16 protein-coding genes are annotated in these 26,154 nt (G+C 61.6%); 7 read left to right on the forward strand and 9 right to left on the reverse strand.

Annotation, left to right across the window (positions count from 1 at the left end; genetic code table 11):
• The first annotated feature begins 49 nt into the window (after positions 1-49).
• On the forward strand, positions 50-3,346 hold the full coding sequence (locus ACTIEZ_RS12680) for a VPS10 domain-containing protein (protein WP_439547045.1): 3,297 nt from the start codon (positions 50-52) through the stop codon (positions 3,344-3,346).
• Positions 3,347-3,387: 41 nt separating this feature from the next.
• On the opposite strand, the gene ACTIEZ_RS12685 is transcribed toward ACTIEZ_RS12680, so the two are convergent.
• The 7 genes from ACTIEZ_RS12685 to ACTIEZ_RS12715 form a co-directional block, all read right to left on the reverse strand.
• Positions 3,388-5,478 carry a beta-glucosidase gene (locus tag ACTIEZ_RS12685; protein WP_439547046.1) on the reverse strand — a complete coding sequence of 697 codons (2,091 nt, stop codon included), beginning with the start codon at positions 5,476-5,478 and terminating at the stop codon, positions 3,388-3,390.
• 144 nt (positions 5,479-5,622) lie between these two features.
• A complete protein-coding gene (locus tag ACTIEZ_RS12690; RefSeq protein ID WP_439547047.1) occupies positions 5,623-6,045 on the reverse strand; it encodes a Na+/H+ antiporter subunit G in 423 nt (140 codons plus the stop codon).
• On the reverse strand, positions 6,042-6,311 hold the full coding sequence (locus tag ACTIEZ_RS12695; RefSeq protein ID WP_439547048.1) for a K+/H+ antiporter subunit F: 270 nt from the start codon (positions 6,309-6,311) through the stop codon (positions 6,042-6,044). The genes ACTIEZ_RS12690 and ACTIEZ_RS12695 overlap by 4 nt, the downstream gene beginning before the upstream one ends.
• Positions 6,308-6,793 (reverse strand): Na+/H+ antiporter subunit E, encoded by a 486-nt coding sequence (locus tag ACTIEZ_RS12700; protein WP_439547049.1) that lies wholly within the window; start codon positions 6,791-6,793, stop codon positions 6,308-6,310. The genes ACTIEZ_RS12695 and ACTIEZ_RS12700 overlap by 4 nt, the downstream gene beginning before the upstream one ends.
• Position 6,794: 1 nt before the next feature.
• Positions 6,795-8,312, reverse strand: a complete 1,518-nt coding sequence (locus tag ACTIEZ_RS12705) for a monovalent cation/H+ antiporter subunit D (protein WP_439547050.1) — start codon at positions 8,310-8,312, stop codon at positions 6,795-6,797.
• Positions 8,309-8,686, reverse strand: coding sequence for a Na+/H+ antiporter subunit C (locus tag ACTIEZ_RS12710; RefSeq protein WP_439547062.1), 378 nt, complete (start codon positions 8,684-8,686; stop codon positions 8,309-8,311). Before ACTIEZ_RS12710 ends, ACTIEZ_RS12705 begins: the two co-directional genes overlap by 4 nt.
• On the reverse strand, positions 8,686-11,541 hold the full coding sequence (locus tag ACTIEZ_RS12715; protein WP_439547051.1) for a monovalent cation/H+ antiporter subunit A: 2,856 nt from the start codon (positions 11,539-11,541) through the stop codon (positions 8,686-8,688). The genes ACTIEZ_RS12710 and ACTIEZ_RS12715 overlap by 1 nt, the downstream gene beginning before the upstream one ends.
• Positions 11,542-11,994: 453 nt before the next feature.
• Here ACTIEZ_RS12715 and ACTIEZ_RS12720 point away from each other — a divergent pair, with 453 nt between their 5' ends.
• A complete protein-coding gene (locus tag ACTIEZ_RS12720) occupies positions 11,995-13,371 on the forward strand; it encodes a tyrosine-type recombinase/integrase (protein WP_439547052.1) in 1,377 nt (458 codons plus the stop codon).
• A 163-nt stretch (positions 13,372-13,534) separates the two neighbouring features.
• Here the strand turns inward: ACTIEZ_RS12720 and ACTIEZ_RS12725 are convergent, their stop codons facing one another.
• Both ACTIEZ_RS12725 and ACTIEZ_RS12730 read right to left on the reverse strand, forming a co-directional pair.
• Positions 13,535-14,458 carry an ArdC family protein gene (locus ACTIEZ_RS12725; RefSeq protein ID WP_439547053.1) on the reverse strand — a complete coding sequence of 308 codons (924 nt, stop codon included), beginning with the start codon at positions 14,456-14,458 and terminating at the stop codon, positions 13,535-13,537.
• Between the two features lie 354 nt (positions 14,459-14,812).
• Complete coding sequence (locus ACTIEZ_RS12730; RefSeq protein WP_439547054.1) at positions 14,813-15,166, reverse strand: hypothetical protein; 354 nt, start codon at positions 15,164-15,166, stop codon at positions 14,813-14,815.
• Here ACTIEZ_RS12730 and ACTIEZ_RS12735 point away from each other — a divergent pair.
• From ACTIEZ_RS12735 to ACTIEZ_RS12755, 5 genes are all read left to right on the forward strand, one after another.
• Positions 15,149-15,334 carry a hypothetical protein gene (locus ACTIEZ_RS12735; RefSeq protein WP_439547055.1) on the forward strand — a complete coding sequence of 62 codons (186 nt, stop codon included), beginning with the start codon at positions 15,149-15,151 and terminating at the stop codon, positions 15,332-15,334. The two genes, ACTIEZ_RS12730 and ACTIEZ_RS12735, sit on opposite strands and share 18 nt — an antisense overlap.
• Before the next feature lie 165 nt (positions 15,335-15,499).
• Positions 15,500-16,810: a DNA cytosine methyltransferase gene (locus ACTIEZ_RS12740; protein WP_439547056.1), complete on the forward strand. Its 1,311-nt coding sequence runs from the start codon at positions 15,500-15,502 to the stop codon at positions 16,808-16,810.
• Complete coding sequence (locus tag ACTIEZ_RS12745) at positions 16,807-18,906, forward strand: hypothetical protein (protein ID WP_439547057.1); 2,100 nt, start codon at positions 16,807-16,809, stop codon at positions 18,904-18,906. The genes ACTIEZ_RS12740 and ACTIEZ_RS12745 overlap by 4 nt, the downstream gene beginning before the upstream one ends.
• Positions 18,907-19,142: 236 nt before the next feature.
• Entirely contained in the window at positions 19,143-20,423 is a 1,281-nt protein-coding gene (locus ACTIEZ_RS12750; RefSeq protein ID WP_439547058.1) for a hypothetical protein, read from the forward strand.
• Positions 20,420-25,885, forward strand: a complete 5,466-nt coding sequence (locus ACTIEZ_RS12755) for a hypothetical protein (protein ID WP_439547059.1) — start codon at positions 20,420-20,422, stop codon at positions 25,883-25,885. Before ACTIEZ_RS12750 ends, ACTIEZ_RS12755 begins: the two co-directional genes overlap by 4 nt.
• Positions 25,886-26,154 lie beyond the last annotated feature (269 nt).

Genomic DNA, 26,154 nt, shown 5'->3' on the forward strand with positions numbered 1-26,154 from the left:
GCCTGCATCTGGCCTGCTACCAAGGCGCTAAATAACTTGGGGATTCGAAATGCGGGCAATTTATCTGGCAGGCGTGGCTGCGGCGGCTGTGCTGGGCACTGCTGCGGGATGGGCGCAGCCGGCATCGACACCAGCGCCAACACCGGCACCAACCGGCGTTGAGGCCTATTTCGGCGGCCTCAAATGGCGCAACATCGGCCCGGCGCGCGGCGGACGCTCGATTTCGGCTGTGGGCAGCGTGGCGCGGCCCAATGAATATTGGTTCGCGGCCACCGGCGGCGGCCTGTGGAAGACGGTTGATGGCGGCGTGTCGTGGCAGCCGCAGACCGATGGCAAGGTCGATACCGCGGCCTTTGGCGGCGTGGCCGTCTGTGAAGCCAACCCCGACATCGTCTATGCCACCACGGGCGAAGCCCAGTTGCGGGGCAACATCCTGCCCGGGAATGGCGTGTGGAAAACCAGCGACGGCGGCAAGACCTGGGCCAAGATCGGGCTTGAAAAGGTCCAGAATTTCAGCCGCGTGCGCATCCATCCCAAGAATTGCGATACGGTGTTCGTCGGCGGCTTTGGCCATTATGGCGCCGATAATGAAGATCGCGGCCTGTTCCGCACGACTGACGGCGGCAAGAACTGGACGAAGACGCTGTATCGCGACGCCAAAACCGGCGCAGTGGATATCAGCATCGATCCGACGAACCCGGACGTGGTCTATGCCGCGCTGTGGGAAGCCTGGCGCAAGCCCTGGGGCATGTCGAGCGGCGGGCCGGGCAGCGGCCTGTTCAAGAGCACCGACGGCGGCAGCAACTGGACCGAGATCAGCCGCGCGCCGGGCCTGCCCAAGGACGGCCTGCTCGGCAAGATCGGGGTGAGCGTGTCACCCGCCGATCCTACCCGCGTCTATGCCATCATCGAGCATGAGGCGGCCGGCGGCGTCTATGCCAGCAACGATGGCGGCCAAAGCTGGGAAAAACGCAACGAAAGCCGCGATTTGCGCCAGCGCGCATTCTATTACACGCGCATCCAGGCCGATCCGAAGGACAAGGATCGCGTCTATGTGCTGAACGTCAATTTTTTCCGGTCGGATGATGGCGGCAAGACCTTCCCCAAGAAGATCAAGGTGCCGCATGGCGATAATCACGATCTGTGGATCGCCGCCGACAACAACCAGCGCATGATCCAGGCCAACGACGGCGGCGCCAATGTCAGCGTGAACGGCGGTACCAGCTGGACCCGGCAGGATTTCTCCACCGCGCAAATCTATCGTCTGGCGCTGACCGGGCATCAGCCGGCCTTTGCCTGCGGCGGCCAGCAGGACAACACCACGATCTGCGTGCCGGTGCGCGGCCATCGCCATCAGAATGTGCTGGGCGGCGCCTATGGCTTTGCGGCCGGCGGCGGTGAGAGCGGCTATGTCGCATCCGATCCGCGCAACCCCGATATCTTCTATGCCGGCAGCTATGGCGGCCTGCTGACACGCTATGATCACAAGACCGGCCTGCGCCGGGTGATCAATGTGCGGCCCGACAATCCGATCGGTTATTCGGCCGGCGACATTGCCGAACGGTTCCAGTGGACCTTCCCGGTCGTGTTCGATCCGCACGATCCCGGCGCGCTGTATGTGACCTCGCAGCATGTGTGGCGCAGCCGCAACGAAGGCCAGAGCTGGGAGAAGATCAGCCCTGATCTGACCGCGCATGATCCGACCACGCTCGGTCCATCGGGTGGCCCGATCACCCTCGATCAGACCGGCGTCGAAACCTATGCCACCATCTTTGCGCTGGCGCCGTCGCGGCGCGAACAGGGCGTGATCTGGGCCGGCAGCGATGATGGCCTGGTGCATATCTCCCGCGATGGTGGCGCGACCTGGGCCAACATCACCCCGCCGGCGATGCCCAAATTTGCCAAGATCACCACAGTGGAGGACAGCCCCCACAGCCCCGGCACCGCCTATGTGGTCGCGCATCGCTTCCTGATGGACGATTTTTCGCCGATCGGTTTCAAGACGACCGATTACGGCAAGAGCTGGACGCCGATCACCACCGGGTTGCCGGCGGGCGAAATGCTGCGCTCCATCCGCGAGGACACGGTGCGCCCCGGCCTGCTCTATCTCGCCACCGAACGCGGCGTGCGGGTCAGCTTTGATGGCGGCGGCGCCTGGCACAATCTGCAGGCCAAGCTGCCCGATGTGCAGGTGTCCGATCTGGCAGTGTCCGGCCAGGATCTGGTGATTGCCACCCATGGTCGCGGTTTCTGGGTGATGGACAATGCTGGGCTTCTCCGCCAGGTGCCGGCCGACATCAAGTCCGGCGCGACGCCCGCCACCCGGCTGTTCACGCCGGCGATGGCCCAGCGCGGGCTCGATCCCGGTGTGGCGATCGATTACCACCTCGCCGCTGCCCCCAAGGCGCTGGCCATCGAGATTCTCGACAGCGCTGGCACGTTGATCCAGCGTTACGAGGGCAAGGTCGAGACGACGAAGCAGGAAGCAGCAAAGGCGCAAGCCGCCAAGACGGATTCGGCCAAGCTGGACCCGCAGAAGAAGCCGACGCCAACCGCTGACGCGCCAAATGCCGGCGGGGCGGCTGCCACCGGCGGCGATGATGACGAGGAGGACGGCCCGCCCAAGAAGCCGACGGCGACGATGAAGCCGGGCATGAACCGCTTCACCTGGAACATGCGCCACCCCGGCTACACCAGCTTTGACGGCATGATTTTCTGGGCGGCCGGCAACGGCGGCGTGGCGGCGCTGCCCGGCAATTATCGCGCGCGGCTGATCGTGGACGGCAAGCCGTTCGAACAGCCCTTCAACATCGGCCCTGATCCGCGCGCCCAGGCGACTCCCGACGCGCTGAAGGCGCGCTTCGATCTGGCCCAGGCGGTGACGGCGCGCGTGAACGAGGCCAACAACGCCGTGCTGCTGGTACGCGGTATCCGCGCGCAGGTTGATGCCTTGGCCAAGGGCGGCAAGCCGGTGCCCGCCGCGGTGCCGGCGTTGATGACCCGGTTGTCGGCCATCGAAGCCGAAATTTACCAGGTGAAGATGCAGAGCCGGCAGGACCCGCTCAACTATCCGATCAAGCTCAACAACAAGCTGGCGGCCTTGATCGGCATCATCGAAAGCGCTGAGGCACCGCCCACAGAAGGCACCCGGGTGGTGTTTGCCGATCTGTCGGCACAGCTCGATGTGCAACTGAAGGCGCTGGAGGCAGCACTGGCCGAGGGGCTGCCGGCAGCGAACGCCGCGTTGAAAGCCGCCGGCATGGCGGCGCTGGAACGCAAGCCGTTGCCGCCGGGTGACAACAAGCCGGTAGCCGGTGACGATGCGGCCGGCCAGAAGCTATGGTGAGATGGCCGCCGGGTGGCGGCTGAGGTTCTGGACGGTCATGATCACAGGCGAAGCGTGGCGATCAGCGGTGCTGGATCAGCCGCGTCGGTGGCCGACAGGATGTGATAATCACCCGGCTCCAGCAGCCAGCGCCCACCGTCACGATACTGCAAGCGGCTGATCGGGACCTGCGCTGTCACGATGCGGGTTTCGTCCGGCTGCAGGTCGACCCGCGCGAACGCGATCAGCTTGCGTGGCCAGCGTTCCACCATGCGCGCCGGCGCTTCGGCGAAGAACAGCACGACATGGCCGGCCGCCATCGTGCCATCGTTGCGCACCGCCACTGACAGGCGCAACGTATCGCCCGCCCGCTCGGCCCGCAGCGCACGCCGGTCGAACCGCGCATAGGACAGGCCGTGGCCAAAGCCATAGCGCGGCGAAACAGCATCGCGCAGCAGCTTGGGATAGCCGTGCCACAGATCATAGACGATGCTGTCGGCCACCGCATCGAAGTGCGGATAATGGCTGGCATCGCGCGCCACGCTGAACGGCAGCCGGCCCGATGGTGACACGTCGCCGAGCAACAGCCTGGCCAGTGCCCGGCCGCCTGCCATGCCGGCATAGAAGGACTGCAGGATGGCGCTCACGTCGCTGCGCCATTCCTCCACCATGATGGCTGAACCGGACACGATGACCACGATCACCGGCTTGCCGGCCGCCGCGCGTGCCGCCGCCTTGATCAAATCGACCTGAGGGGGCGGCAGGCGCAGATCGGCACGGTCACCACCACGATCTCGGGCTTTCGCCGTTAGTTGCGCCGGCGCTTCCCCACCCTGGCCCAGATTGAGGTCGCCGGGGATATATTCGCCTTCCTCGTCAGCAGTGGTGCCGACGACGATCACCACCGCATCGGCCGCCGCCGCAGCGGTTGCCGCAGCCGCAAGGTCGTTCTCGTCGCCGGTCAAAATGGCATCAGCGCCCAGCGCCTCGACCAGGCCCGCCAACGGCGTGATCACCTGCCGGGCCCGCACCCGCGACGAGCCGAAATCGCCGGTGTTTTCCAGCACCGCGAGGCGGCCGAGCACTGCCAGCTTGCGCAGCGCCACCCGATCAAGCGGCAGCGCGCCGTCGTTCTCCAGCAGCACCGCCGATTTTTCCGCCGCCTCCAGCGCCAGCGCGACATGCGCCGGCGCGGACACCAGGCTTTCCGGATAGTCCGGCAACGGCGCCTCGGCCGCTTCGACACGCAACAAGGTCGTCAGGATGCGCCGGCAGGCTGTGTCGATCACCGCGGGTTCGATTGTCCCAGCCTCCACCGCCGCGCGCAACTTGTCGCCCCATGCCCGTGGCTCCGGATTCTCGATATCCAGCCCGGCTGCGGCGCCATAAGGCTGGTAAACGCCCATCACCCAATCCGAATGCACGAACCCGGCAAAGCCCCATTCGCCGCGCAGGATGTCGGTGAGCAACTGGCGATGCTGGCCGCAATATTCGCCATTCATCTTGTTGTAGGCGCTCATCACGCTCTTGATGCCGGCGCCGAGAATCTCGCGGAAATGCGGCAGATACACCTCGTGCAGCGCGCGCTCATCGATTTGCACATCCACCCGAAACCGGCTGTTCTCGATCGAGTTCAGCGCAAGATGCTTGACCGTCGCGATCACATTGTGGGCCTGAATCCCGGTGCCGAGCGCGATGCCCATTTCGGCGAGATGCACCGGATCCTCGCCATAGGTTTCCTGCGCCCGCCCCCAGGCCGGATGGCGCAACAGGTTCACGCACACCGCGCCCGACAGATTGCAGCCCTGCGCCCGCGTCTCGATGCCCATCACTTCACCGATGCGGCGTTCCAGCGCCACATCGAAACTGGCGCCACGCGCCATGGTGCAGGGGAAACAGGTGGATTGGCCGCGCGCCACCCCGCGCGGGCCGTCGGTGAACCAGAGCGCCGGCACGCCCAGCCGATCAAGCCCGCCGCCGGCACGATACGGCCGCGCCGCCCATATCCGGCCATCGGCGGCAAAGGCCTTGAAGAAACCCTTGCCCGACATCATCGCGACTTTCTCGGCCAGCGTGGCTTCGGCCAGGATGCGATCGACCTCGCGCGCGATGCTGTCGGGGCTGTCACCGGACGGGCGGGCAGGGTCGGTCATGGCGCCTGGTTATCCTCTGGCACGGCGACGAAAATCGCGCTGGCTGTGTAACCATAGCTCAAGGCGCGCGATTCGATACGGCACCGCGCGGCCGTGTCTGACGTGCCCGGGTCCGCTAACCGACAAACGCCATCTGATCCGCTGTCAGTTTTCCGACGTGTAAGAGGGGCTGCTTGGGTTTGGCGCTTCATATGTGGCCCAGTTACTGGCGCCGTGCGTTGGCGGCGGCGGCCCGGCCGGGCCTTGCTCTTCCTGCACGCCGGCGATGCGAATCCGATGCAGATGGACCTTGGCGATCAAATTGGCCGAGATCGGCGCGGTGATGAACAGAAACAGCGTGATCAGCAGCTCATGGCCAGACCAGGTGCCGTTGCGCAGTTGAAAGAACAGCACCGATCCGATCAGCATGCCACCCAGGCCAAGCGTCGTCGCCTTGGTCGGGCCGTGGAGCCGTTCCATCAACGTCGGCAGGCGCACGAGCCCCCAACTGCCGATCAGCGCAAACGCCGATCCGATGACAATCATCAGGCTGACGGCGATCTCGATGAGGGAGAGGGACCCGATCATTCGACAATGTCGCCGCGCAGCACGAATTTGCAGTAGGCTACCGTCCCGACGAAGCCGACCATGGCCAGCAACAGGGCGGCTTCGAAATAAGTGTCGTCGGTCTCGGCAATTCCGAACAGCACGATCAGCGCGATGGCGTTGATCACCATCGTGTCGAGCGCAGCGATGCGGTCACCGATCGTCGGCCCCCGCAGCAGCCGCCACAGATTGAGCAGCAGCGCCAGCGACAGGCACGCAAAGCCGAAGATCACCGCATAGCCGATCATGGAAACACCTTTTTCAGTCGGGCCTCGTAACGCGCCTTGATGCGCGCGATTTCGGCTGCCGGGTCGGCTGTGTCGAGCGCATGGACCAGGAGATAGCGCCCGCACGCCGAAACATCGGTCGAGACCGTGCCGGGCGTCAGGCTGATCGTGCCGGCAAACACGGTTATCGCCTCTGGCGTCGCGAGGTCCATCGGTATCACCAGCCACGCCGGCCGCAGGTCTCGGTTGCGGCGGAACAGGATGATTGCCGCGATTTCGAAATTCGCTACCAGGATATCGCGAACTACCAGCACCAGATAGGCAAAACCGGCCACAAAATTCACCCGCGGCCGGCTCGGCCAGAACGGCGCGGTGAAAATCGGCAACACAAGCCCGATGACGATGCCCACCAGCAGTACGCCGACGCTAAACCGGTTCGCCATCAACAACCAGAAGACGACCAGCAGGACCGATAGGCCCGGATGCGGGATCAGGCGCCGCATGTCAGCGCGGCCCCAGCACGGCACGCGCCGTGGTTGCTGGATCGAGCAACTGTTCCGCTGCGGCGCGGGCAAAGCCCGTCATCGGTCCAGCGCCGACGAACAAGGCCCCCAGCAGCACCAGTATCGCTGTCACCGCAATCAGGTCGGCACGGCCAACGCTGGCCGGCAACGCCACGCCGATTTCCGGTTCGCTTTTCCAGAAAATCATACTGCCACTGCGCGCAAAGCCGATCACGCCGATCAGGGTTGTCCCCAGAATGATCGCCCACGCCCATTGCCAGCCGGGCAGCCCCGCTACCGATTGCAGCACCAGCAGCTTGCCGATGAAGCCCGACAGCGGCGGCAGCCCGGTTGCGGCAATCGCCGCCAGCATGAACAGCAGGCCGATGCTGGCCCGCTGGGCAAATACCGGCCCGGGGCTGGCCTGATCAACCTGATTGCCCCGGCGGCGTGCAACGATATCGGCAACCAGGAACAGGGCGGCGCCGGTCAGCGTCGAATGGACCAGATAATAAAGAGCCGCCGTCAATGTTTCGACGTGCCAGCCGGCAACCGCGATCATCAGCGTGCCGGTGGACCCGATCACCGCAAAGGCCGCCTGCTCCGAAAGGCTGCGCGCCGTGAAGACGCCGGCGAAGCCCACCACCGCCGTCGCCAACGCCGCCGGCAACAGCCATGGTGCCGGCACCCATGCCGCCGCGCCGGCATCATGGCCGAAGATCTGCGGCACAACGCGGATGATGGCATAGACGCCTACCTTGGTCATGATCGCGAACAGTGCCGCCACAGCCGGTGTCGTCACCGCATAGGTGCGCGGCAGCCACAGATGCAGCGGCACCAGCGCCGCCTTCAGCGCAAACACGCTGACCAGCAGTAGCGCCGCCACGCGCAACAGGCCCTGGTCATCAGGGCCCACGTCCGCCACCCGCTGCCCCATGTCGGCCATGTTGAGCGTACCGGTCAGCGCATAGAGCAGCCCCAGTGCGATGAGGAACAGCGATGAACCGACAATGTTGACGATGACATATTGCACCCCTGCCTTCAGCCGCGCGCGCCCTTGGCCATGCAGCATCAGGCCATAGGAGGCGATCAGCAGCACTTCGAAGAACACGAACAGGTTGAACAGGTCGCCGGTCAGGAAAGCGCCGTTCAGCCCCATCAACTGGAATTGAAACAGCGGGTGGAAATGCCAGCCGGCACGATCGGTGCGGGTGACGACAGCATGCACCAGCGCAATCAGACAAAGCACCGCCGCAAGCACCAGCATCATTGCACTCAACCGATCAAGCACCAGCACGATGCCGAACGGCGCCGGCCACTCGCCCACGGCATAGCTGCGAATCGTGCCATCATTCGCCTGCAGCAGGAGCAGCAGCGCCGCCACCAGCATGGCGGCGCTGGATGCCAGCGAAATCCCGACCCCAAGCCAGCGCCGGCGGCGCATGACCAGCAATGCCAGCGGCGCCGCCAGCGCGGGAATGACAACCGGGGCGATGATGAGTTGCTCCGCCAGGCTCATGACGTCCCGCCGTTCGTCGGATCGTCGGTTTCATTGGCGCACGCGGCATCGTCACCATCGACCTGGTCGCTGCCCGTTTCAAGAAAGCTGCGCAACGACAACACGACGGCAAAGGCGGTCATGCCGAAGGTGATGACGATCGCCGTCAACACCAGCGCCTGCGGCAGTGGATCAGCATAATCGGATATGGATTTGGACCAGATCGGGGGCTGGTTGATGGTCAATCGCCCCGAGGCGAACAGGAACAGATTGACGGCATAGGAAAGCAGGGTGAGCCCGAGCACGACCTGAAATGTGCGGCCGCGCAGCGCCAGATAGATGCCGCCGGCCGTGAGCACCGCGATGGCGCTGGCCACAAGAAATTCAAGGCTGATCATGGCTGGCGCACTGCCGGTTCAGCCGCAGGTCCGCCAGCGTCTTCTGCCGTGCGGGCAGCACGGGCGGCGCGCTGGGCGATGTGGCTCAGTTGGGCCAATGCCAGCATGACAGCGCCGAAAACCACCGCGAACACGCCAAGATCGAACAGCATTGCGGTGGCCAGCTCGACCTCCCCGATCAGCGGCACATCGAAATAGCCAAAGGCACTCGACAGGAAATTGGCGCCGAACAGCAGTGAACCCAGCCCGGTTGCGATTGCCACCAGCACCCCGAAGGCGATCAGAACATGCTCGCCGATCCGCCTGCGGTCGTCCGTCCAGTCAAAGCCCGATGCCAGATACTGGACGAGCAAGCCGATCGCGACGACCAGCGCCGCGATGAACCCGCCGCCGGGCTCATTATGGCCGCGCAGGAAGATATAGATGCCGGCTGCCAGCACCAGCGGCAACAGGATGCGGCTGGCCATCACGAACATCATCGGGTGCCGTTCCGGTGACACCGGCATGTCGGCCTGCCAGTTGCGCAGCCGTGCCCCAGCCGCACCGCGTGCCGTCGGATCGAGCAGGGCATAAATCGCCAGTCCGGCGATGCCGAGCACGATGATCTCACCCAGCGTATCGAAGGCACGAAAATCGACGAGCGTCACGTTGACGACATTGGTGCCGCCGCCGCCCTTGTAGCTGTTGGCAATATGATAGGCCGAGATAAGCTCCCCCGGATCACGGGTGAGCATCGCCCAGGCCAGCGCGCCGACGACAAGGCCGCCCGCGATCGCGAGCGTGGCGTCACGCAGCCGGATCGCGTTGCTCGATAGCGCCGGCGGCGTCTTGGGCAGCAGGTTCAGCGCGAGCAGCAGCAGGATGATCGTCACCACTTCGACAGCGATCTGCGTCAGCGCCAGATCGGGCGCCGACAGCAAGACAAACCCAAGCGCGATGACCAGCCCGATCACACTGACATAGATCAATGACAGGAAACGCTGACGCTGGCTGCGGACCATCGCCGCAGTCGCTGCCATCATCAGCGCCCAGGCCAGGATCGCGGCCGGCGGCGCCGGGATGCCGCCGCGCGCGCCGGTCAGGCGGCCGCCGCCGGCCAGGCTGCCCTCGACCACCGCCAGCACGACGACGGCAAATACGGCAAACAACATGCGCTGCAGCGATGGCGCATGAAGGGCAACGACAGCCCGCCGCACCGCCGCGTCCGTGGCAGCAAGCCCAAGATCGAAGAATGTCTTCGCATCCGGGTGCCGCCGCGCCTCATACCAGCGCAGCAGCGCATCGTGCTGCCACAACAGCAGCACACCGGCCGCGACCGCCGCCACGCTCATCGCCAGCGGCAGATTGAGGCCATGCCATAGCGCAAGATCAATGGCAGGTGCCGGCCCGCCAATCACGGCGCCAGCAACCGATGCCACGAATGGCCCGGCAAGCAACATAGGTGCCAGCCCCAACAGCACCGCAAGCGCAACCAGCAGCGCCGGCGGTGCCCACATCCCCGCAGACGGATCATGGGCCCGCGCATGGGGTTCGGGATCGCGGGCGCGGCCAAGGAACAACTGGATGGCAAAGCGCAGTGAATAACCGGCCGACAGCGCCGCCGCGAGCGTTGCCACCACCGGCACCAGCCAGGATATGCCGAACAGCGTGGCATGCAGCGTTTCGTCGAGCATCATTTCCTTGGAAATGAACCCGCCCAGCGGCGGCAGCCCGGCCATGGCCGCGGCCGCCAGCATCGCCACGGTGGCGGTGATCGGCATTACCTTGGCTAGCCCGCCGAGGCGGCGAATATCGCGTGTGCCGGTTTCATGATCGACAATCCCCGCCGACATGAACAGCGCCGCCTTGAACGCCGCATGGTTGAGGATATGAAACAGCGCCGCGACCGCCGCCGCTTCGATCGAGAAGCCCAGCAGCATGACCAGCAGGCCCAGTTGGCTGATCGTGGAATAAGCGAGAATGCTTTTCAGATCATGGCGCAGCAGCGCCACCCAGGCGCCGAACAGCATCGTCACCAGCCCGACGCCACTGACGATCACGGTGTAAAGTTCAGTTCCCGCCAGCACCGGCCACAGCCGCGCCAGCAGGAAAACGCCTGCCTTCACCATCGTTGCCGAATGGAGATAGGCGCTAACCGGCGTCGGCGCCGCCATTGCGTGCGGCAGCCAGAAGTGAAATGGAAACTGTGCCGATTTCGTGAAGCAGCCGATCAGCACCAGGATCAGCATCGGCGGATACAGCGGCGACGCGCGCACCAGATCGCCGCGGCCAAATATGGTCATCAGGTCGAACGAGCCTGCAGCCATCCCGAGAAGCAGCATGCCGCCGATCAGCGCCAACCCGCCGCCACCGGTTACCGTCAGCGCCATCCGGGCACCCTGCCGCGCTTCGGCCTTGTTTTGCCAGAAGCCGATCAGCAGGAAGGACGACAGGCTGGTCAATTCCCAGAAGATCAGCAGCAACAGCACATTGCCCGACACGACGATCCCGAGCATCGCGCCCTGGAACAGCATCAGGCTGGCAAAGAACCGCCCGGTGGCTTCATGCGCGGCCAGATAGAAATGGCCGAAGACGACCACGAGCAACCCGATCCCCAGGATCAAGCCGGCAAACAGCAAGCCCAGCGGATCGAGCATCAACGAAAGCGCGAGACCGATGGCCGGCACCCAGGGGACCGAAACCGCCAAAACGTCGCCGTCCATCACGCCCGGCGCGGCCGCCGCCACCAGAGCCAACCCAAGCCCGCTTGCCACGGCTGCCGGGCCGGAATGCCATATGCGGTTGCGACCACCAGCGGCAGCCACCACCGTTGCCGCCACAAACGGCAGCAAGATGAGCAGGGACAAGGTCACAAAAGTTAACACTGGCTGTTCGCGTTGCTTCGCTGTTCGGGAAACGGGATACCAGCCACTATCATGTGTTTGGGCCATTTGTAGACAAATGACCGCAAACCGATTGCGGACATGGATCGATCATTGTCTTGCGCATGACGGCTCCACCTTCTCAGGCGTTGGAGCCTCCGGCAAACCCGGCGCGGTTCACGCCCCGGCTGCCCCCTTTCCCTATCGGGAAGCGACTCTGGAAGACTGCTGCCAAATATACGGAAAGCTGGTGCACCCGACTGGATTCGAACCAGTGGCCTCTGCCTTCGGAGTGGGATTTGGGCAGCCGACAGCAGCCGAAACTCGCCGACATTAGCCATATGATTCAATGTTTTAGTTGACCACGGGCCGACACCGTCCGACTGTAGCGCGAGCAAATTCTGTAGCCCGGCTGTAGCTTGGCTGTAGCTCGGCAGGGACGAAATGAAGGTCAAACTGACGCTCCAAACGGTCAAAGCGATCAAGCCGGATCAGCGCTCGACCGTATGGGACACCGAGGTCAAAGGCTTTGGTCTGAGGGTAAACGCCGATGGCACCAAGACCTACATCCTGAAGTACCTCTTCCAGGGGCGGCAGCGCTGGTACACGATCGGCAAGCACGGCTCCCCCTACACGCCGACCGCTGCCCGCGATGAAGCCATTCGCTTGCTCGGCCAGGCCAAGAGCAACGAGGATCCCATCAAGGCGCGCAAGGCCGAGCGCGCCGCCAAGACCACCGTGGCCCAGCTGTGCGACGACTATCTCACGGCGGCCGAGGAGGGACGCCTGCTGACCAAGTCGGACCGGCCCAAGAAGCCATCGACCCTTGCCACCGATCGCGGCCGTATCGAGCGGCATGTGAAACCGCTGCTGGGCAAGAAGCGGGTGGTCGACGTGACGCAGAAGGACATCGAGAAGTTCATGTTTGACATTGCGGCGGGCGCGACGGCCGCGAACGTGAAAACGAAGAAGTTTGGCCGCGCCATCGTCGAGGGCGGCCAAGGCACCGCATCAAGGACGGTTGGCTTCCTGGGCGGTGTCTTCACCTACGCAGTCAAGATTGGCCTGCGCAGCGACAACCCGGTTCGCGGCGTGCGGCGGTTCAAGGACAGGAAGAATGAGCGCTATCTGACCGCTGAAGAGCTTCGCCGCCTTGGGCGCGTTCTGCAGGATGCCGAGGACGCCTGGAGAGTCTTTGAGTGCCAACGGGCTGCCTGGATCGAACGAAACCGGGCTGGCGAGGCACCTACGCCAGCGCCGGAAGCGGAGGACCCGGTGGCAGTCGAAGCGCTTCGCTTCCTGGCACTGACCGGCGCCCGCAAATCCGAAGTGCTGGAGCTGACCTGGGACTGTGTTGACCTTGAGTATGGCTATCTGCGGCTGAAGGACAGCAAGACCGGTGCCAAGGCTGTGCCGTTGGGCAAGGCCGCCATCGATCTGCTCCAGCGCATGCCAACCATCGAGGGCAATCCTTATGTCTTTCCGGGCAAGCTGCCGGGCCGGCATCTGGTTGGGCTGCCCCGCATCTGGGAGCGGCTGCGCGTCCGGGCCAATCTGGCCGACGTACGCATGCATGATCTTCGCCACAGCTTTGCCAGCATCGGTGCGTCAGGCGGGGACAGCCTACTGATGATCGGCGCCCTTCTCGGCCACCGGGATACAAGGACCACCCAGCGCTATGCCCACCTTGCCAACGAGCCGGTCCGGGACGCTGCCGACCGGATTTCTAGTGTGATCAGTGCGGCACTCGGCGGCCTGCCTTCAGCAGGGGCCAAGGAGATTTTACACAACGAAGTGCCGACTTCTGAAGTTGTGGGGTAGCATCGCGACCGGCACATATGCTCTCTAGCCGACAGTGGGGTCTTGGATCCCGCTTGATCGAACGAATCGGCAGGTACGCATATGAATGTTTTCGAGCTCGATCGGTCCCTTGTTGATCGCTATGCCTCGTTCGCGCGGTCATTTTCGGCAAATATGGGCACCTTCAAGCTGCAATCCTCGTCGACGTGCTTGAATTGAGGTCGTCGCCATCGGCCGCCGTACTTGCCGCCGCCTCAGCCAGAGCAATTATGAAATCGGCGGCTGCCTGCGCCCGGCTGGCCGCTGTCACAATGGCCTTGGGATCACCGCCGAGCACGCGCAGCCATGTCTTGATATAGGGCGCGTGATCGGTACGGGGTTCACACCCAAGTCCAAGATGCCCGGTGAGAAACGCTGCACCGAGCTCGGCCACCAGTTCCTCCATGGCATAGGCCTCCGAGCCGAACCGCCCGGACAGGTCACGATCGAGACGCTGCTTGGAGCCGGTCCAATGGACCAGTTCATGGCTGAGGACGGAATAGAAGGCATCGGGCGAGATGAACGCCTCAAAGGACGGCATGGAGACCGTGTCAGAGTGCGGATCATAGAATGCACTGTCGCTGCCATGCCAAATGCTGGCCGGGACTCGGCCCAAGAATGCCTCGGCCCGGTCGATGCGCTGGCACGGGTCCAGCTTTGCCGCCGCTGGCTCGACCGCGTCGAAACCATCAACCTGGTCGGCATTGAACACCCGGAACGCGCGGGCCACAAAGGAACCGGAGCGGGCGTCAGTGGCGTCGTCCTCGGAAGCGCTTTCCTGCCCCACCGGCTTCCACAGGAACACCGTGGTGGAGCGCTCGCCCTTGCGCACTTGGGCGCCGTTCTGGGCCCACTGCTGGTACGTTGCCCACTTGTTGGTGCGGTAGCCAACACGCTCGGCGGCAGCCCAAAGGACAAGGGTATTGATGCCCCTGTAGTACCGGCCCGTGATCGCGTTGGACGGTAGGCGCAGGCCTGCGGGATGATGCCATGGCATCCGGTAATTGTCGGCACCCGATTGGATCGCATCGATCACCTGGCTGGTGATCAGTTGGAACATGGAACGCATGAACAGCCCCTCCGTTGGGGCGAGGTTCAATTGTCTGGGGGAGAAGTTTCCGCTTTCGCCTCAATCCCGGAGATTCGCGCTGGTTTGGGGGTGCACGTCAGAACGCCTGTCCATGGTCGGATTCGGCCCAGGTTCGACGGTTTATGCCGACCAGATCGAACATGGCCGATAAGCAGAAAGCAACGGGTTACGGCATTGCTGCCGCCCACATCCCGCATCAGCGCATGTGTGCTCCGCGCCAACTTTGAAGGTCGAAAGTCTTACACGGTGTCATCGCTCGGGGGCGGGAACAGCCGAAGCACGCGGAGACGACCGAAACTCCAAGGGAACGGCGATAAGGCCAGAATCGTCGAGCTAAAGTCGAGCGGGCTCCATTTCGGTCCAAGGCTCGGCTTCCGTCTTCCGCGTGATGCCGCCGATTGCTGCCGCGACAGAACGAATGATAGAAAAATCTAACGGACTGTAGTCTACCGTCACCATCGTGCTAGGTCCAATAAAGACATTCGCATAGTCGTCTGCTGCCCATGATTCTAGAAACACATTAAAAGCTGACCAAGATCCATCAAGGTGTTCCACCTCGATTATCTTGTATTGCGGGCGCTGCATACTTCGGACATTTACTGCCCCGGCCACTTCCAATTTGATCAGGCGGGCAATCTCTTCCACAGACACATGGCCTGCAAGGATGGCTTGGCTTTCGATGCTCATCGTCTGCACTCCTATCACGTTAAGCTAATCGTTCCTTTCGCCTTCTGCCAGTGGCAGCCTGAAAGATTTGACTCAAAGCGAATTTATTTTTCTTCTCCTGACGGCTTGCGGAGCAAACTGGTGCTGGTGCTGGTGCTGGTGCTGGTGCTGCGTGCAGCCGACTGCTGACCGGGTTGGCTACTCTGCGATATCGTTGCTATGCAGGATTTCTTAGGGGGCAATCGCTGGGGCGAGCTCATTCACGGGCGGTCGTGCCGTTGCAATGACCCCGCTATATCCGGCGCTGTCACCGGACGGAATGGATGAGTGAGTTGAATGCTAGCGCGTACATTCGTGGATCTGTTTGCTGGGTGCGGCGGCCTGTCGCTGGGGCTCTCTTCGTCGGGCTTGCGCGGGCTTTTTGCAATTGAGCGTGACCCAATGGCGTTTGAGACGTTCTTAACCAACTTCGTACGAGAGAGCGCCCCGTCATCCCATCAGTTTCAATGGCCAGCGTGGCTTGAGCAGCGCGCTTGGGGGATCGATGAACTGCTTGACGGGCATAGGGATAACCTTATCCAACTCGTTGGCAAGGTAGATATTCTTGCCGGAGGCCCTCCTTGCCAAGGCTTCAGCTTTGCAGGCCGTCGCATTGAGGACGATCCGCGCAACGCCCTATTCAGCAAGTATGTAGAGGTGGTGAGGGCGATGCAACCGGCCGCATTGATCCTGGAGAACGTGCCTGGGATGCGGGTGGCTCATAAGAATGGCAATGTGGTTGGTCTGCAGGGTGGTCTCCGGGTGCGAAGGGAGTCGTTCTACGACAAGCTCGTGACCAGTCTAGACACCGCAGGTTACGAAGTGAGTGCGGAGCTGGTGGACGCTTCACGCTTTGGCGTGCCGCAGAAGCGGTCCAGACTGATCGCGATAGGCGTTCGGAAGGACCTTCATAAATGGCTCGACACCGGGATGTCGCGGGTATTTGAGCTGTTGGAGGAAGAGCGAACGAAGCAGCTCGGCATTTATGGGCTAGTCGAGCCCGTTTCTGCCCACGATGCCATATCCGATCTAGAGACTGCAGGTCGGCCCCTCGTCGGTTGTACCGACGATCAATCCCCAAGGGGTTTCCTCGAGGCAGTTCCACACAAGGCTGAGTCCACATATCAGAAACTGATGCGACGTGGTGCGACCGGCACTCCAAATAGCATGCGTCTTGCCCGGCATCGCGATGATGTTCGCGAGCGGTTTTCGCGTATCTTGTTGGAGTGTCGCAAGGGGGTAAGAATGGATGACAATTCAAGGCTAAGCTATGGCCTCAAGAAGCATCGTATATACCCAATGTCTGCTTCGGCGCCAGCGCCAACAATCACGACACTTCCCGACGATGTGTTGCATTATTCTGAGCCGAGAATCCTCACGGTGCGGGAAAGTGCCCGCCTGCAGTCCTTTCCCGATTGGTTTGAGTTCAAGGGCAAGTTCACTACGGGCGGGGATCGACGCACGCGGGAGTGCCCTCGCTATACTCAGGTCGGAAATGCTGTGCCGCCGCTTATGGCAAGAGCCATTGGCTTGGCAGTTTCGCGCGCTCTGGACGAGATCGAACTGACCCGGCGGGTATTCGGCGCTGAGGGCCAGAAAGTCAGCAAACGGCAGAACGGCCTATGATCGAGGGCGATCCGGAGTTCCCCGCGCTCCTGTTGGAATGGGCGGGAAATCGGTCTGGAGGGGTTCGCAGACCGTTTGATGACGCAAGCGGCAGGCCAAGCGGCAGCGTTGAGACCAACCTGCTATCCCGCCTTGAAGCTTGGTGCCGAGAACTGGGCGCCGGCCTGCCTGAAGCGCCTCGCATCGTCCTGTTGGTAGGTGGCCCGGGCAATGGCAAGACTGAGGCAATTGAAACAACCATCGGGTATCTGGACCGAGCACTCGGTTGCGATGGAGGGCTCGTCCTACAGTTTGCCGACGCCTTTCGTCCGAGAGAGGGCAAGGTGCCTCGCTTGGTAACGGCCAGCGTCGGCGAACTGGCTGAGCCAGCGCGCAATGGCCTTACCGTTTCCGTCGTTCAAGATGCATCAGTCGTCGCCGGTACATCAGGCATGACGGCTGCCGAACTTCTTCTAGACGAACTTGACACTGCATGTCGCGCGGGCGCCGAGCACCTCTACGTTTGCTGTATCAATCGTGGCGTGCTGGATGATGCCCTCATTTCCGCTGCCGAAACGGGACGGCTGCAGGTTCGGGCGTTGCTAGAAAAAGTGACCCGCGCGGTTAGCTTGTTTCCCGATGCGCCTTCATGTTGGCCTTTGCAAGATCACCCGCACGTCGCCGTTTGGCCGATGGACATGGAGTCGCTGTTCGTACCATCTGAGGGTAGCGGCCTGCCCCCAGCAGGACAGATACTTCGCTACGCGGTGGCTCAAGAGCGGTGGCCTCAAGCCGGTTCTTGTGATGCAGGCACACGATGCCCATTTTGCGCCAGTCGAGAGCAACTTTCGCACGCTCGTGAAGAAGGCGCATTGCTTGCGATGCTCCGTTGGTACGAGCTCGCGAGTGGTAAGCGGTGGAGCTTCCGGGATCTCTTCTCACTCTTCTCGTACTTGCTCGCTGGCCACCGCCATGAATCGCGCGCTTCCGGTCTGGCCCCCTGCGCATGGGCTGCACAACTTGTAACTGCGGACGATCAGGCGGTTCGTAACTCCAGGCCCAATCCTCGAAGCTCAACAGCAGTATTTGAACTTGTAGCTGCTCAATATCAGCATGCCTTGTTCCATTTATGGGACAGAGATGCGGGACCAGCACTACTGAAAGACCTCAAGGAACTTGGTTTGCAGGAGAATAACACTGCGATGGGATTGCAGTGGTTTTTGTCCTCTCGCAGGCCTCCGTATCTGCCAGCAATGATCGAAGGTCTGCTCGACAGTTTCGCTAGCTTGCTCGATCCTGCGCTCACCCAGGCCGAAACGCTCGCGGCCGTCAGTCGCACCACCAGTTATCGTCTTCGAGACATCGACATACGTTTTAGTCGATCAGTTTCTGAGGGACTGGAGTTCATCCGAAAATCGCGTATCTTGACACCTATTGAGGTAGATTTGCTGTTGCGTTTAGCCGAACTCGATACGCACTTGTCCCGCCAAGATGTCCGCAAGAAGCGCCCTGCGGTAGCAACGCGCGTGCAGCGAGTGTTGCGCGATTTTTCTTGTCGTCTAGTGAGGCGGACAATTGGAGTCCGGACGGGCGAGGTGATGGATGCACCGCTTTTGAAGCAGTTCCAACAGATCGTCGAGGATGGCGATGACGACGGGTTTTATGAAGTTGCACGTGAAATCGAGTCACTGCTGAATAAAAATCAGGAGTTTGAGGTCTCGTTGACAACTACATTTGGCCAACCTCTGCCTCCCCCGACCGCCCAGGCGTTGCTTGTTGTGCCTCGGCGACATGTCCAGCCTGCAGAAGTTTCTGTCCAAGGTCGGCCATTAGCTCCTTTACGTTTCCTGGAAGTCGGCGAAGGAGCCTCAGCTCAGGCCGTCGCTCTAACGTACGACCTCTTCAAGGCCGTCAAGGATGTGAAGCGTGGAATGTCAAAGGCTTCATTGCCCCGATCGGTGCTCGCGCTCCTCGATACCACCGGTGCCCGCCTAGCGGGGCCCATCGTACGCGACGCTACAGTCTTGAGGCGCGCAGAGATTTGCCTCGGCAACGGTGTCAAGGTTGAGCAACGGCGCACAAGCTTTGGTGTGTCTGGTCGGGGCCAGCGTCCATGAGCCTAGCCGATTTTCGGGAAGCTCCCTGGGGTAATTCGCACCAAGTATACAGCAAGGGGGTTCTGGCCATGTCGCCGGCTCCCGAGTACGCGACGTCAGAGGTGGTGCTTGCCTCACTCTACCGGGTTGTTGGACACCCTGGGGTGACAGAGAGCTCAGTTACTCCCCAGGGCACTCGCCTCCAGAACTTGATCAGGAAGGCGCGTGAAAGATCGTCCGCGCAAACGTTAGGCGCCTTGGACGCCGACAGCTTTGACACGTTGTTGAATTCGGTGCTCGAGAGCCCAAAACGCTCTAACCAATCTGCCAAGCGGTTTTTGCAGGTCACCCCGCTAGTGCCGCAGCTTGCTCTGTTCTCTAGCTCACCCAGATTGGCGGGCAATCCATGGACCCCTGGGGCGCTCGTCCGACGCATGATTTGCCTCGGATCACCTACCCTGGCAGATGCCGAGTTGATGTGGCGGAAGCTCTTCGACGGCCTAGCCGTAGCCGATGATGATGACGTTTTTGCTCGCTTTCTCCAGTTGGAGGTTGAGGCCTGGCTGCCTGAGCACAAGTGGACGTTCTCGCCCCTGCCCGCGGACAATGCGCCGTCGGGGCCTGACGTGGGCGACGGAGCATTCCCAGCCAGGCAGTTTGTCCGAGATCTGTCGTCCATAATTGACTGCAAGGCGCTTCTAACAAGGCGACAGTGGACCAGCTTGCTTGAAGCAGTGCTGCGTCTCGGGACATCAGCCCATGTAGTCTGGCTTTGCGAGCTACATTCCAGGGTTTGGGGATGTCTATCGGAAGCGTTAGAAGGGGCTGGACCGACGTCGGCCGCCGAAGCGCGTCTGCGAATGTTTCCCGAACGCTTCTCGTTCCTACCGCTTTCAAACAAGCCCCTGCTTGGTATCCGCGACAGCATCTCCCGCTATCTCACCGCCAGACTCGGCATCAATGCAACGCTCTGGGCCTTGGATGAGGTTGTCAATCGACCGTTGGATATTCTCGGATCAGCAGAGGGACTTGCCGAAGCCTGTGACCAGATACGCCGCCTCTGCACGGGCGCCCGGGCGAAGCACATCCGGGAGACAGTGGAGGAGCTTGCTGACAGGGAGACCAGAACCCTGCTGTGCAGAAAGGGGATTGGCTCGAACATAAATGAGTTCGTGACCTATAGCCTTCAGCAGCGCCAAACCGCCAATGCGCGCCTTCGGGGGTACGACCAAGGCTACATTCTGCGCAAGCGCGGGGCCCACAGCAGCAGTCCGTGGATCGTCTCGCTTGGCCCTGTTGCGACGATCGCCTTAGTTCATTGCTCGCTATCGGATGTCGCGGGGCCGCGCTCGGTTCACCGACTTGCTCAGCACCTTTCGCAGTATGGCGTGGCGATGGATCATCGGGACATTCCACAGAACGAGCTGGGCCACCAGCTTCGGATGCTTGGGCTCGTTTTAGATAGTCCTGATGCTGAAAGCGGGATGCTGCTCGTGCCCCCCTTTCAGGCGATTTCTGCGGATAGGGTAGGTTCGTGACAAAGTTGGCATTGGCGCTGGCCGATCGCGTTCGATCGCAGATTTCCGCTACGTCCTCAGCGGATGGTCCGCGTGAGGTTAGGCTCGTTTTCCTGGGGCCTCCGCACGACCTGATGGCGGATGTTTTTAAGTGCCTCGTTGAGCCTCAAGACCGGTCGGACGCAATCAATCTGCCCTTCCTACTGCAGGTCTCGCCGGACAAGCTTCGTCAAGGCAACCCGGCTGTCGGAGCCTCCGGTTGGTGCGATGAGGATCATCTTCTCGATCTGCGCAATCTTTCTGGGTCGGCAAGCTTCGTCGCCCTGATCCCACCCGGGGAGCATAGTATCCTCTCCGTTGGCAGCACGACCGACAAGTTCGGCGTTGCTGAAAATAACAACGGGCTTAATGCGACCTTCGAGGCATGGTGGGAGGACGGCTTTGTTCAGAGCCTAGTCGATCAAGCGCTTCATCAGGCAGGCGTGCCTACAGCGTTAATCGAACAGGCTAGGCTGCTAGTAGAGGCCGCGACCCTTGCAGCCGACGACGTTGAATCAAGTTCGTCACCTCGTTCGGGCGCCTGGCAAGTTCTATCCCGGCTTTTCTCCATTGATGGCGCGAGTGGCCTAAATCCGTGCGCCGCCGTTAGCTTGGCATGTGGAGTGCCACCGATGCGGAGTGGCTCTCTCTCCGCAAAGGAGCAGCTTGGCACTCTCAAGAGTATCGCCGATGCGATGTCCGAGGGATTTCGGAGGGGCATCGATCGACTTTCCGAGGGGGCCAGCGATGAAGACCGGGAGCATCTAGAGAGCTTTCTGGAGCACATCCGTTCCGAATGCGAGGTAGCCACGTCATTCGAAAGAGCTACTTCCGCCTACTATAGACCCTCGGATCACTTGGCTGCGGTTCCCGAATGGTGGGCGGCGCTGGACGTTGAAAAGTGGGCCGAGCTTTTAGCTGAAGAGCCCACCGCAACGGGCGACATCGCCATGACCTGCATCAATGTGCTGGCGGTTCTTAGTAAGTCGATGCCGGCGATCGTTTCCGATCAGGTCGAATTACAATTCCAAACAAAGGGCGGGAACCCAAGCGGCGCCCGTATTGAAGTGACCCGAACGCCCGCGGCCGGTAATGGGCTGATCGGAGACGTGGCAGCAGATAGCGGAGAGACGCTGGCTGACCTGAAACCGCCCCCTCACAAGCTTCCAATGACGTTCAGGGCCACAGCACCAGGATTTAAACCCGGGTCGATGAAGGTGGTTTCTCTGGCCACGTGGCAGCCCGGTGTGGTCATCGCGTGCCGTCAGGCGCGAAAGTTCTCTCCCCCCCGCAAGCCTGCAAAGAGGGGCGGCAGGTCTGGAGCCGACTGGGAGACTAGCCTCAGCTTGCCAGGACCGGGACGGTACGAGCTGCTGGTTTTCGTTTCGCCGGATATTGAGCTGGACGCATCGGCACTCCTCGCTTCGGATCAGTCAGATGGCAACACAAGCTCGCCGACATCTGTCCCCCTTCGAATGGAAACGCCGGAGGTTTATCGGGCGGAGATCGAGACCGAAGGCAATTGTCAATTTGACGTTTTCTTCTCTCGTAATGGCAAGGACGGCAAATCGGGCCGTGAGAATTGCCGGACATTTGTCACCTGCGAAGACGCGCCAGAAGTGGGATGTCGCAGCGAGTTCGAACGGCTGATCAAGGCAAACCGGCGTCAACTCGAAAGCTTTGATGCCAAGGTCGTGATCCCCATAAACCGGGCTGTGCGTTCGACCATGTTGCAAGACTGGTTGCTTGCCGAGGACGTCGTGTTGGTTTCGTATCAGCCAATAGTCATGGCTGAGGATTACGGCGACCATTGGGCTCCGCCGGCCTGGGGCGTAGGCGGCGGGCCTATCCTGTCCAAGGCCTCCTTTGTCCAAGACCCACGGCCGGCGCCGGGCGAGTTCAACCCACCGACAGCCTTCTTAGATGCTCGCGAGAAAATCGCCCGCCGCGTGCGCGGCGATGGCGACCAATCGGGAGTGTTCGAAACGGCCAGACTTGGGGAGTGGGCACTGAGGGACCATGAGTTTGCTTCCGTCGTCGAAGCTTACGTCGACTCCTACCAGGCCTGGATCGCATCGGACCCTGAGATCGCCTGCTGGTCGGACGTGATTGCAGTTACATCCCTGGATGCCAGCGGTCGAAGCCTCGCAAGAGAACCAATCGCCATCATGCTTTCGCCGCTGCACCCTCTGCGTGTAGGCTGGCATGTGGTGGCTCAGCGCCTGTTGGCGGAAGCAGACGAAGCGGGAAAGCCGTGTCCCGCAGCAAGCGTCCTCGACCCGGACTGCGTGCCCGACATTTTCTCGGTGTTTCTCCGGTCTCCTGGCGGGCTTGATCAAGTCGACTATCTGGCTGTCGAAAATGGCACGGACTACTGGTCTACTCTATGGAACGGGCGTGAGCTGGAAAAGCTTCCGACGCGCTCGTTAGATGCGCCATTCGGTGAAGCCTTCGGGGTAAGTGTCGGCGGCATATCGGTTGGATTCAGCCCAGCGCAGGTCATGCGTGCCCTTGACGATGTCACAGAGCTTCTTGCGGCCAAACCGACCATAGCCGTTGCGGTATCAAGTGCGGGGGGCTCTACCGATGCGTGCAATCAAGGCTTGTTAGAATGGTGCACGTCTCGACTTCAGGATGAGTCCCGGAGAACTCGAAGCCGGGCCGTGGGGCCTCGATCAATTGAGGTGTTCGATGATCGTCCACCTGGGGCACGGCCCGATGAGGCAACGATCGCTAACCTGTCGGAAGATACCGGCAACAGTGTAAGGTGGTATTCTGGGCAACCGGCTGACGCCGTTCCTGACCTCGGCATCATTGTCCAACTAGACATGACGGAACCCCGCTCGGAGCGGGTCGACGAGCGCACCCCTCTCAGCATCGGCGGGATGATCAGGCACCGCATTCGGCGACAGCTGCCAGGTGCGTTTCTCGCTGAGAGTCGTCAGTCGATCGCCCCTGAACCACTTGGCGATGTATTGCCCGACAAGGTGGCGGGTCTACTGGCAGCGATGGAGAACCTCGGCGCAGTCCGGACCGGGCTGCAGTTTGCCCCAAACGTCCATGAACTACAGCACATGCTGCATGATCGGCGTGCCGATTTTGTAGCGGTCTCGTCGGCAGCGATCGACCCTGCATGCTTTCTCGGAGGTTGGCTTGAAGGCGCATACCTTTGGGACTTCGACCTGCCCTCGTACTCACACCGGGCCGGCGACACGAATGGCTACTACTTGCTGTCCCAAGTTTCGGATGCCGACCAAGAGGCGCTTTCGCAAGCGTTAGGAAAACTGCCAGGCTGCGGAGGCCTCGATCCTGCTGTTGTTGCGGATGTCCTATTGGAGGTCGCACGGCGGGGCATACCAACAATCAAGGGGCTGGCAGGTGATGATGCCGGCGCCACGGGGGATCTGGGCGTATTCGTAGCGGCTCGGCTCCTTCAGGACAGATTCCGCGGCGCTGGCCGGCCGGGTGACGGCATCCTTCCGGTTATCGGCGGAACTCCCGACGACGCTGTCCTTGCCATCGTTGTACCAGTCGACCCCTTCCGCGGGTATATCAGCGACCTTTGCAAGGCACTTGGCACAGATGCCGGCGATCTGTCTCAGCTTCGGCCGGACGTGGTCGTCATCGGCATGGCCATTTCAGCCGGCCGCGTGCACATCAAGATCACGCCGGTGGAGGTGAAGTGCCGCCCACAAGCTAGATTCAGCGCGGAGGATGCGGGAGATGCCCTTGCTCAAGCCAAGGCGTTGTCATCGCTGCTGCGGGCGATGCAACCTCATGAGGGCCAACCTAAGCTGTGGGCCATTGCATTCCAGCACCTGCTGTTATCCATCATCGGGTTCGGGTTGCGGGTTTATAGCCAGCACGAAGACGTCATTGGCCACTCCGCCCGCTGGTCCGAGTTCCACGAAAAAATTGCCCGCGAGATAATGGCTGGCGGTCTGGGCGTCGAGATCGATGCGCGTGGACGGCTCATTGTCGTCGATGACAATCCAACAAGCCGCCCCTGCGACTTTGACAATGATGGCTTCGACGAGACCATAGTAATTGGCAGGGAAGACGCCGGCCATGTGGTGGCTGGAGACCCTGCTACATTCTACGAAATGGTGCGGGCACGCCTGGGTGACTGGCAACTGATGCCCGCTTCGCCACGCGACGCGGCGTCTAGCGAAATACCACAGGCCCTACCCATTGATGACGCCCCGGCTCACACGGTTGTGATCGATGCCAGCAATGAGCGGGGAATGCCTGCCCAGGAACCGATCGTTGATGCTCCCTTGTCAGAAGCCACTGTGGCCGAACCAACGAGTCCGGGCGTCGTCCTGCAACTCGGCAAGACAATCGACGGCTTCAAGCCTCGCGATCTACAGCTGAACATATCGGATACCCGTCTCAACCAACTGAATATTGGTGTCGTCGGCGACCTTGGGACGGGCAAAACGCAGCTCCTGAAATCGCTGATGGCGCAGATCGCGTCTTCGGGACCCGACAACCGCGGCCACCCGCCAAGGTTCCTCATTTTCGACTATAAGCGTGACTATAGCAGCGACGAGTTCGTGGCCGCCACCGGAGCGCGGGTGATCCGGCCACATCGGATACCTTTGAACCTGTTCGACACACGCGGAAGCGGCGATGTTCCTGCCCCTTGGTTCGAACGATTCAGATTCTTTGCCGACGTTCTGGGCAAGATCTACTCGGGGATTGGCACCGTGCAACGCGACAAGCTGAAGCGTGCCGTTAAGGAAGCCTATGACGGGGCGGCGCAAGACGTCCCACCGACGCTGCGTGAGGTGCATACTGCCTACCATGATATCGTAGAAGGCAAGCCCGACTCCCCCATGTCGATAATTGGCGACATGCTGGACATGGAGATATTTGAGGAAGACCAGTCGAAGATCGTACCCTTTGACAAGTTTCTCGACGGCGTGGTCGTGATAGCGCTAGACGCTTTGGGTCAGGACGATCACAGCAAAAACCTGCTAGTGGCCGTGATGCTAAACATGTTCTACGAAAACATGCTCAGGACCCCCAAGCGGCCGTTCATCGGACAGGACCCTCAGCTTCGTGCTGTAGACTCCTACCTTCTCGTCGACGAAGCTGACAATATCATGCGGTACGAGTTCGATGTCCTACGCAAGCTGCTGCTTCAGGGGAGGGAGTTTGGAACTGGCGTTATCCTAGCTTCCCAGTACCTTAGACACTTCAAGGCGGGCGGCACGGATTACCGGGAACCGCTACTGACCTGGTTCATCCACAAGGTCCCGAACGTGACGCCGGCCGAGCTTTCTGCTCTGGGGCTCACTTCAACGGCAGCTGAGATGACAGAGCGCATTAAGGGCCTTGGTAATCACCAGTGCCTCTATAAATCGTTCGACTGCCCTGGTGAGTTCATTCGAGGCTACCCATTTTACGAACTGATGAGGGAGCGAGCCGGCGAAAGGTAGGCAGGAGCCATGGTAGACTTCTTTAGCTTAGCCGAGCTAGCGCATTACTACAAAATTATACGAAGTGCGTCGATCGATCACCAGACATGTTACGGTAACTGACGGCCGGCAAACAGAGGTAAAGAAGTGAGACGTAACAACTGTGGAAGAGCATCTTCGCGATTTTTATGAATGCCTGAGCCTTGAAGAAGGGTAAGCGGTGTCCTGACCCCATCTTGCTGAGTGCGATGTAAGCCGCGAGTCCTGCTGGCCCGGTTGCTGGCGGTGCT

This window comes from Sandarakinorhabdus sp., from assembly GCF_051860625.1.
GTDB lineage: Bacteria > Pseudomonadota > Alphaproteobacteria > Sphingomonadales > Sphingomonadaceae > Sandarakinorhabdus.